General features: G+C 70.7%; 8 protein-coding genes. All 8 read right to left on the bottom strand.

The window, feature by feature from the left end; translation table 11 throughout:
• A partial coding sequence (locus VJS38_RS08205) for a cytochrome c oxidase subunit I (protein WP_324087664.1) occupies positions 1-1310 on the bottom strand: 1310 nt, incomplete at its 3' end.
• Positions 1307-2248, bottom strand: a complete 942-nt coding sequence (coxB, locus tag VJS38_RS08200) for a cytochrome c oxidase subunit II (RefSeq protein WP_324087663.1) — start codon at positions 2246-2248, stop codon at positions 1307-1309. The genes VJS38_RS08205 and coxB, both read right to left, overlap by 4 nt.
• Positions 2245-3009 carry a hypothetical protein gene (locus VJS38_RS08195; protein ID WP_324087662.1) on the bottom strand — a complete coding sequence of 255 codons (765 nt, stop codon included), beginning with the start codon at positions 3007-3009 and terminating at the stop codon, positions 2245-2247. The genes coxB and VJS38_RS08195 overlap by 4 nt, the downstream gene beginning before the upstream one ends.
• A complete protein-coding gene (locus VJS38_RS08190; protein WP_324087661.1) occupies positions 3006-3350 on the bottom strand; it encodes a hypothetical protein in 345 nt (114 codons plus the stop codon). Before VJS38_RS08190 ends, VJS38_RS08195 begins: the two co-directional genes overlap by 4 nt.
• Positions 3347-4369: a hypothetical protein gene (locus VJS38_RS08185; RefSeq protein WP_324087660.1), complete on the bottom strand. Its 1023-nt coding sequence runs from the start codon at positions 4367-4369 to the stop codon at positions 3347-3349. Before VJS38_RS08185 ends, VJS38_RS08190 begins: the two co-directional genes overlap by 4 nt.
• A complete protein-coding gene (locus VJS38_RS08180; RefSeq protein WP_324087659.1) occupies positions 4359-4895 on the bottom strand; it encodes a cytochrome c in 537 nt (178 codons plus the stop codon). The genes VJS38_RS08185 and VJS38_RS08180 overlap by 11 nt, the downstream gene beginning before the upstream one ends.
• Positions 4892-5446 carry a DUF3341 domain-containing protein gene (locus VJS38_RS08175; RefSeq protein WP_324087658.1) on the bottom strand — a complete coding sequence of 185 codons (555 nt, stop codon included), beginning with the start codon at positions 5444-5446 and terminating at the stop codon, positions 4892-4894. Before VJS38_RS08175 ends, VJS38_RS08180 begins: the two co-directional genes overlap by 4 nt.
• A partial coding sequence (gene nrfD / locus VJS38_RS08170; RefSeq protein ID WP_324087657.1) for an NrfD/PsrC family molybdoenzyme membrane anchor subunit occupies positions 5439-6770 on the bottom strand: 1332 nt, incomplete at its 5' end. The genes nrfD and VJS38_RS08175, both read right to left, overlap by 8 nt.

Below are 6770 nucleotides of genomic sequence, written 5' to 3'. Positions count from 1 at the left end.
ATGAAGATGAAGCCGGCGGAAATCCGGCCCCAGACTTCGTTCGACATCCGCCCGAACATCTTGGGCCACCAAAAATGGATCGCGCCCAGGAAGGCGGTCACCGCACCGCCGACCATGATGTAGTGGAAGTGGGCAATGACGAAGTAGGTGTCGTGCACGTGGCCGTCGACCGAGAGCATGGCCAGCATCAGTCCGGTCAGCCCGCCAATCACGAACAGGCCGATGAAGCCCATGCCGAACAGGAACGGCGGGTCGAGCGCGATGTCGCCTTTGTAGAGGGTGGCGGTCCAGTTGTAGACCTTGATCGCCGAGGGCACGGCGACCACCAGGCTCAGGAACGAGAACGTCATGCTGGCGTAGACCGACTGGCCGGCCACGAACATGTGGTGGCCCCAGACGAGGAAGCCGACGCCGGCGATCGCCAGGCTGGAGGCGGCGACGAAGGCGTAGCCGAACACCTGCTTGTGGGCCGCGGCCGACACCAACTCGCTGACCACCCCCAGAGCCGGCAGCACCATGATGTAGACGGCCGGGTGGCTGTAGAACCAGAACAGGTTCTGGAATAGCAGCGGATCGCCCCCGAGCGCGGGATCGAAGACGCCGATCCCGAACAGCCGCTCGGCGACGATCAGGGTAAGGGTGATCGCCAGGACCGGGGTCGCCAGCACCAGGACCAGCGAGGTCGCATAGTGCGACCAGACGAACAGCGGCAGCCTGCCCCAGGTCATGCCCGGCGCGCGCAGGGTGTGGATGGTGACGATGAAGTTGAGGCCGGTGAGGATCGAGGAGAAGCCGGCGACGAACACCGCCGTCGCCGCGGCGATGACGTGGCCGTTGGCGAATTTGGTCGAGAGTGGGGTGTAGAAGGTCCAGCCGGTGTCGACCCCGCCGCTCGCCAGCACATAGAGCAGCACCGCCCCGCTGGCGATGTAGATGTACCAGCTGAGCAGGTTGAGCCTGGGGAAGGCCAGGTCGCGGGCCCCGATCATCAGCGGGATGAGGAAGTTGCCGAAGACGTTGGGGATCGAGGGGATCAGAAAGAACCAGACCATGACGATCCCGTGGATCGAGAAGGCGCGGTTGTAGCCCTCATGGGTCAGGAGGTCGGCCTGCGGGGTGATCAGCTCCAGCCGGATGGCGGCGGCGGCGCAGGCGCCGATGAAGAAGAAGAAGGTGATCGAGATCAGGTAGAGGATGGCGATCCGCTTGTGGTCCGTGGTGAACAGCCACGAGGCCAGCGAATGGCCGGCGCGCAGGTAGCTTTCGCGCTCCTCGCGGGTTTCGCCGGTGACGATGGTTGGCGCGGTCATAACGGATCCCCTGACCGCTGGCCGCCCAGCGACTGGATGTAGGCGACCAGCGCCTGGATCTGGCCCTCGTCGGCGACCCCGGCGTAGGTCGGCATGACGGCGGAATAACCGGCGGCGACCTCGCGGTTCGGGTCGGTGATGCTGTCGTGCAGGTACTGGGCGTCGGCAGTAATAGTGCGCCCGTCGGAGAGCGGGACAGCGGCGCCGGCCAGGCCGTTGAGCGGCGGAGCGCGAACCGGGCCGCCCGGGTCGTGGCAACCCGAGCAGCCTAGCCGGCCGTAGAGCATGCGCCCCCGGCCGGCCAGGGTCAGGTCGGTCTGGCCGGCCTGCAGCCAGCGGCCGTAGTCGGCGGGCGAGAGCACCACGAAGCGGCCGATCATCTGTGAATGGTCGAAGCCGCAGAACTGGCTGCAGAGGATGCGGTAGACGCCCGGCCGGTCGGCGGTGAACCAGAACTGGGTGTAACGGCCCGGCAGCACGTCCTGCTTGATGCGCAGTTCCGGCAGATAGAGCGAATGGATGACGTCCTGCGAGGTCATCACCAGCCTGACCGGCTGGCCGGCGGGGACGTGCAGGTCGTCGATCTCGCGCTGGCCGCCGGGATGCTGGAACTTCCACATCCACTGCTTGCCGACCACGTCGACGGTCAGCGCCCCGGGCGGTGGCCGCTGCAGGTTGAAGTACATCCAGGCGGCGTAGGCGAAGAAGCCGATGGTCAGCAGGAATGGGATGACCGCCCAGGAGGTCTCGATCAGCGGGCTGCGGTTGATGACGTGGTCGCGGTCGGCGGGGCGGCCGCGGCGATATTTCCAGGCGAAGTAGAAGGTCAGCAGGAAGACCGGCGCGCTCAGCAGGGCCACGACCCCGGTGAAGACCCACATCAGCAGGTCGACGTGGCCGGCGTAGGCGGAGGCGCGGGCGGGCCAGAAGCTGCTCACGGCCGGGCGCTCCGCCGTTCCCGCCGCAGGCTGAGCGCGATGAAGGCCGCCAGCGCCAGGACGACGGCGGCGCCGCCGAGCTTCAGGGCGAGGGCGACCCGGCTGTCATAGCGCCCGGTCTGCGGATCATAGTGGTAGCAGAGCAGGGTCAGCCGATCCCCCAGCGCGCCGAGCCCGCCGCGGGCCGCTGTGCGCACCGCCGCCCGCAGCACCGGGTCCGGCGGCGCCAGGCCGTAGAGCCAGGACGACAGCCGCCCGTCCGGGGTGAGCACCGCCACCGCCGCCAGGTGCGCGTACTGGCCAAGCCGCGGATCCCAGGCGTAACGGTAGCCGAGCGCGCCAGTGAGGGCGGCGACCTGCGGAGCTGCGCCCACTACGGCGTAGGCGTCGGCGAGGCCAGCCAACCGGCCGGCGCTGGCCGCTGCGTCGGCAGGGGTCTCCCTCGGGTCGATCCCGAGGGCGACGACCGCGGCGTCACGGTCGAGCCCGGTGGCGTGCAGCCGCTGCGCCAGCCCGTCCAGCGAATAGCCGCAAAGGTTCGGGCAACGGTGCTGCACGGGCGCTAACAGCACCGGCTTGCCGCCGGCGATCAGGGCCAGGGTCGTGGGCCGGCCGTGGGCGTCCCGGAGCGGAACCTGCATCGGGATCTGCACGCCGGCTTGGCCGTCGATCGCCGCGGCGTGCAGCGGATCGAACGGCGGGGCAGCCTGGGTCGCCGCCGGCAGGGCCGCGAGCGCAAGGAGGGCGAGCGCGCGCCTCATCGCGCCGGCTCCGGGTCGGACCAGCCGCGCTGTGCGGTGATGGCCAGGGCGCGGTCGAGCGGGATGCGGGCGGCGGCGTGGCCGGGATCCGTCCAGCCATAGGTCGAGAGCTTCGCCTGGGCCCGGGCGCGAACCTGGGCGAGGTCGCCGCCGCCCCTGACTTCCAGCTGCGGAGCAGGAGGCGCGGCGGGCACAAGCGGCGCGGCCGGGATCGCCGAACGGTCGAACAGCCGGCTGACGCCCGCCGCCACCAAGAGGCCGAGTACGGCGGTCGCCAGCACCGCGACGATCCCGATCAGGGCGATGCGCATGCTGGCGTCCGGCGGGGTCTGTCGGCTCATGCCCGGGCCCTCCGCCGACGCGCGATGCGAAGGAGGCCGAAGCCGCAAAGCCCCAGCGCGGCGCTAGCGGCGAGGAACAGGACGAGCGTCCCCCATCCGGCGGACGGGCCCGGCGCCGGCAGGGCCAGCCAGCCGACCTCCGGGACTGCGCCGGCGGCGACCAGCAGGGCGCAGGCGGCCAGAGCTCTCGGCGATCGGCGGACGTGGCCGAAGATCAGCGGTGCGAAGCCCAGCGTCTTCAGGCCGATCGCCAGCCAAGCCAGCGCCCCCCAGGCCCCGCCGCGGCGCAGATACCAGCCCACCCCGCCGGGCAGGTCGCCCGACCAGGTGATGAAGTACTGCATGAAGCCCAGGTAGGCCCAGATCACCGCGACGGTGAACAGGGTTCCGCCGAGCACGTCGCGCACCCGCGGCTCGGGGGCTTGGGCGCCGGCGGCGACGGCCAGCGCCAGCGCCAGAAGGATGGCGATCGACAGCAGATAGAGGCCGAAGCCCGAAGAGGCGAAGCCATGGTCCAGCGACAGCAGCCAGTCGAAGGCGATCGGCAGGCCGGCGACCACCAGCGCGATCAGCCCCAGCGTCGCGGTCCGTTCCGCCCGCGGGTCGCGTCCGAGGCGCACCGCCAGCACGACGAGCAGCACGAACCACAGGACGCCGCGGAGGGCGAAGAAGCCGGGCGCCATCCAGGCTGCGCGAAAGGCGCCCGGACCCGGATGATCGACCCAGGCGTAGACCAGCCCGGGCAGGGCCAGGATCGGCGCCATGGCCAGGGCCGCCGGCGGCAGCAGGGCCGGCGCGGCGGCGAGCGGCTCGGTCAGGCCGTCTCGCCAGGCGCCGGGGATCAGCCGCAGCATCATGATCACCGCCAGCGCGCCGGTCGGCGCGCACGTCAGCAGGACCGCGGCTCCCAGCCAGGCGCGCCAGGCCGCCCCGCCGACCATCGCGACGGCGACGAAGACGGCGGCGGCGGCGACGAGGCCGGCGATCGCCGCGGGGAGGCCGACGCGGTCACCGCGCATGGATCGCCTCCAGTTGCGCGCGGTCCTCGGCCGGCAGGCTGGCCGTAGGGGCCCCTTGGCTGAGCTGGAGCGCCTGGACATAGGCGGCGATCGCCCAGCGGTCAGCAGGCGCGACGCGGTCGGCGTGCGGGTACATCGCGCCGCAGCCGCGGGCGATGACGTCGACGACCTGGGCGGAAGACAGCGCGCGCACCTGCGGGCTGGCGAAGGCGGGCGGGCGGGGAAAGCCGCGGCTGACCACCACGCCGTCGCCGTCGCCCGCCTCGCCGTGGCACTGGACGCAAGCGATCCGGTAGCGGGCCTGGCCGCGGGCCAGCAGCGCCGGCGTCATCGGCGGCCGTGTCGTCTCCGCGGCCTGCCAGGCGGCGTCCTCCTGCGCCACCGTGCCATCGGGAGGGAGCTGGTTCACCTGGCCGTTGGGGAACAGCCGGGCCTTCTCGAAGGCGTCGTAGCGCGGCTGCTCGCGCATCTGGTCGCAGGCGGCGAGCGCGAACGCGAGCGGCAGCAGCAGGACCGCGGCTCTCACGACTCCGGCTCCGTCAGCGGCGCGTCGGACACCCGCAGCGGCTTCAGCCCGTCAAGGTAGCGGTGGGCCGCGGCGGGGTCGAAGTCCGGCGCCTCGGCCAGCAGCGCCAGGAAGAACTTGTCGTCGGTGGCGAAGTGGAAGTCCGGGATCTCGAACAGCGGATGGTGCAGCCTGGGCAGCCGGTTGCCGATCAGCATGGCCAGGATCGCGAAACTGACCGCGCCCAGCACCATCAGCTCGAAGGTGATCAGGAGGAAGGCCTGCCAGGCGATCAGCGGCCGCCCGCCGATGTTGAGCGGAAAGTCGAGGTTGATCCACGCCTGCATCGCAAAGCCGCCGACGGCCCCGAGGATCCCGCCCGCCAGCATCGCCCGCGGGATGGCCGGCGCGCGCAGGCCGAGCTCCGCGTCCAGCCCCTCGACCGGGAAGGGACTGAAGGCCTCCAGGTGACTGAAGCCGTCGCGACGCGCCTGACGTACCGCGGCGAGCAGGGCGTCCGGCCGGTTGAATTCGGCGACCACGGCGTAGAGGCGAGGGGCGCGCTCAGCCATCGCCGCCTTCCTCCGTCACTTCCTCCTTGAGCTCGGAGACCGAGATGATCGGCAGGGCGCGGACGAACAGCAGGAAGAGGGTCAGGAACAGGCCGATCGAGCCGACGTAGATGCTCCACTCCCAGAAGCTGGGCGAGAAGCGGGCGAACGACGAGACCAGCCCGTGGTGCGCCAGGGTGGTGACGACCAGCATGTAGCGCTCGCACCACATGCCGATCGCCACCAGCAGGCTGATGACGAACAGCGGGACCGGCGCGCGGCGGATGCTGCGGAACCAGAGAAGCTGCAGCGGCGCAAAGTTGCAGACGATCGCGCCCCAGTAGCTCCAGGCCATCGGCCCGATCAGCCGGTTGCGCAGCGTCTCCAGCTCCGAAGCCTCGCCGGACCACAGCGCGGTGAACACCTCAGCGAAATAGCCGTAGGCGGTCATCAGGCCGCAAAGGAGGGTGAGCTTGCCCAGCAGGTCGAGGTGGGTCTCGGTGACGAGGTTCTGCAGGCCCAGCGCGTGGCGCAGGACGATGGCGATCATCGAGACGACCGCGAAGCCGGAGAAGGCCGCGCCGAGCACGAAGTAGGGCGGGAAGACCGTCGAGGTCCAGCCCGGGATCGGGCCCGAGGCCAGGATCAGCGAGATCTCCGAATGGACCGAGACCACCAGCGGTACGGCGATCGCCGCGGTGAGCCGGTAGGTTCTGCGCCAGCGCGTCCAATGGCTGGCCGCGCCCCGCCATCCCAGCGCCAGGAGGCCGTAGAACACCTGGGCGGAGCGGGTCCTGGCCCGGTCGCGCACCGAGGCGAGGTCCGGAATGATGCCGATGTACCAGAACAGCGCCGAGACGGTCAGATAGGTCAGGACCGCGAAGAAGTCCCAGGTCAGCGGGCTGCGGAACTGTGGCCAGACCCCCATGGTCGAGGGGTAGGGGGCCATCCAGTAGAAGAACCACGGCCTGCCCAGGTGCAGGATCGGATAGAGTCCGCCGCAGGTCACCGCGAACAGGGTCATGGCCTCGGCGAAGCGGTTGAGCGAATTGCGCCAGGTCTGGCCGAGCAGCAGCAGCATGGCCGAGATCAGGGTGCCGGCGTGACCGATCCCGAGCCACCAGATGTAGTTGGAGATGGCCAGGCTCCAGTTCACCGGGATGTTCAGGCCCCAGACCCCGACGCCGCGCGCAAACAGCACCGTGGCGGCGACGACGTAGAGGGCGAGCAGGGCGCAGGCGACGGCGAAGGCGATCCACCACGCCCGCGGCGCCGGATAGCGCAGCGGAATGCGGGTGATCTCCTTGTCGATGCGGTCGTATGGGTCGCGCGCCATCACCCGCTC

Source organism: Phenylobacterium sp., assembly GCF_035276905.1.
GTDB lineage: Bacteria > Pseudomonadota > Alphaproteobacteria > Caulobacterales > Caulobacteraceae > Phenylobacterium.
Note: the sequence above shows the minus strand (reverse complement) of the source record. Positions and strands in the feature narration are given on the sequence as shown.

Excerpts from the sequence above, each read along its gene's own strand:
- VJS38_RS08195 (WP_324087662.1), bottom strand. The coding sequence starts at position 3,009 with ATGAGGCGCGCGCTCGCCCTCCTTGCGCTCGCGGCCCTGCCGGCGGCG.
- VJS38_RS08190 (WP_324087661.1), bottom strand. The coding sequence starts at position 3,350 with ATGAGCCGACAGACCCCGCCGGACGCCAGCATGCGCATCGCCCTGATC.
- VJS38_RS08185 (WP_324087660.1), bottom strand. The coding sequence starts at position 4,369 with ATGCGCGGTGACCGCGTCGGCCTCCCCGCGGCGATCGCCGGCCTCGTC.
- VJS38_RS08175 (WP_324087658.1), bottom strand. The coding sequence starts at position 5,446 with ATGGCTGAGCGCGCCCCTCGCCTCTACGCCGTGGTCGCCGAATTCAAC.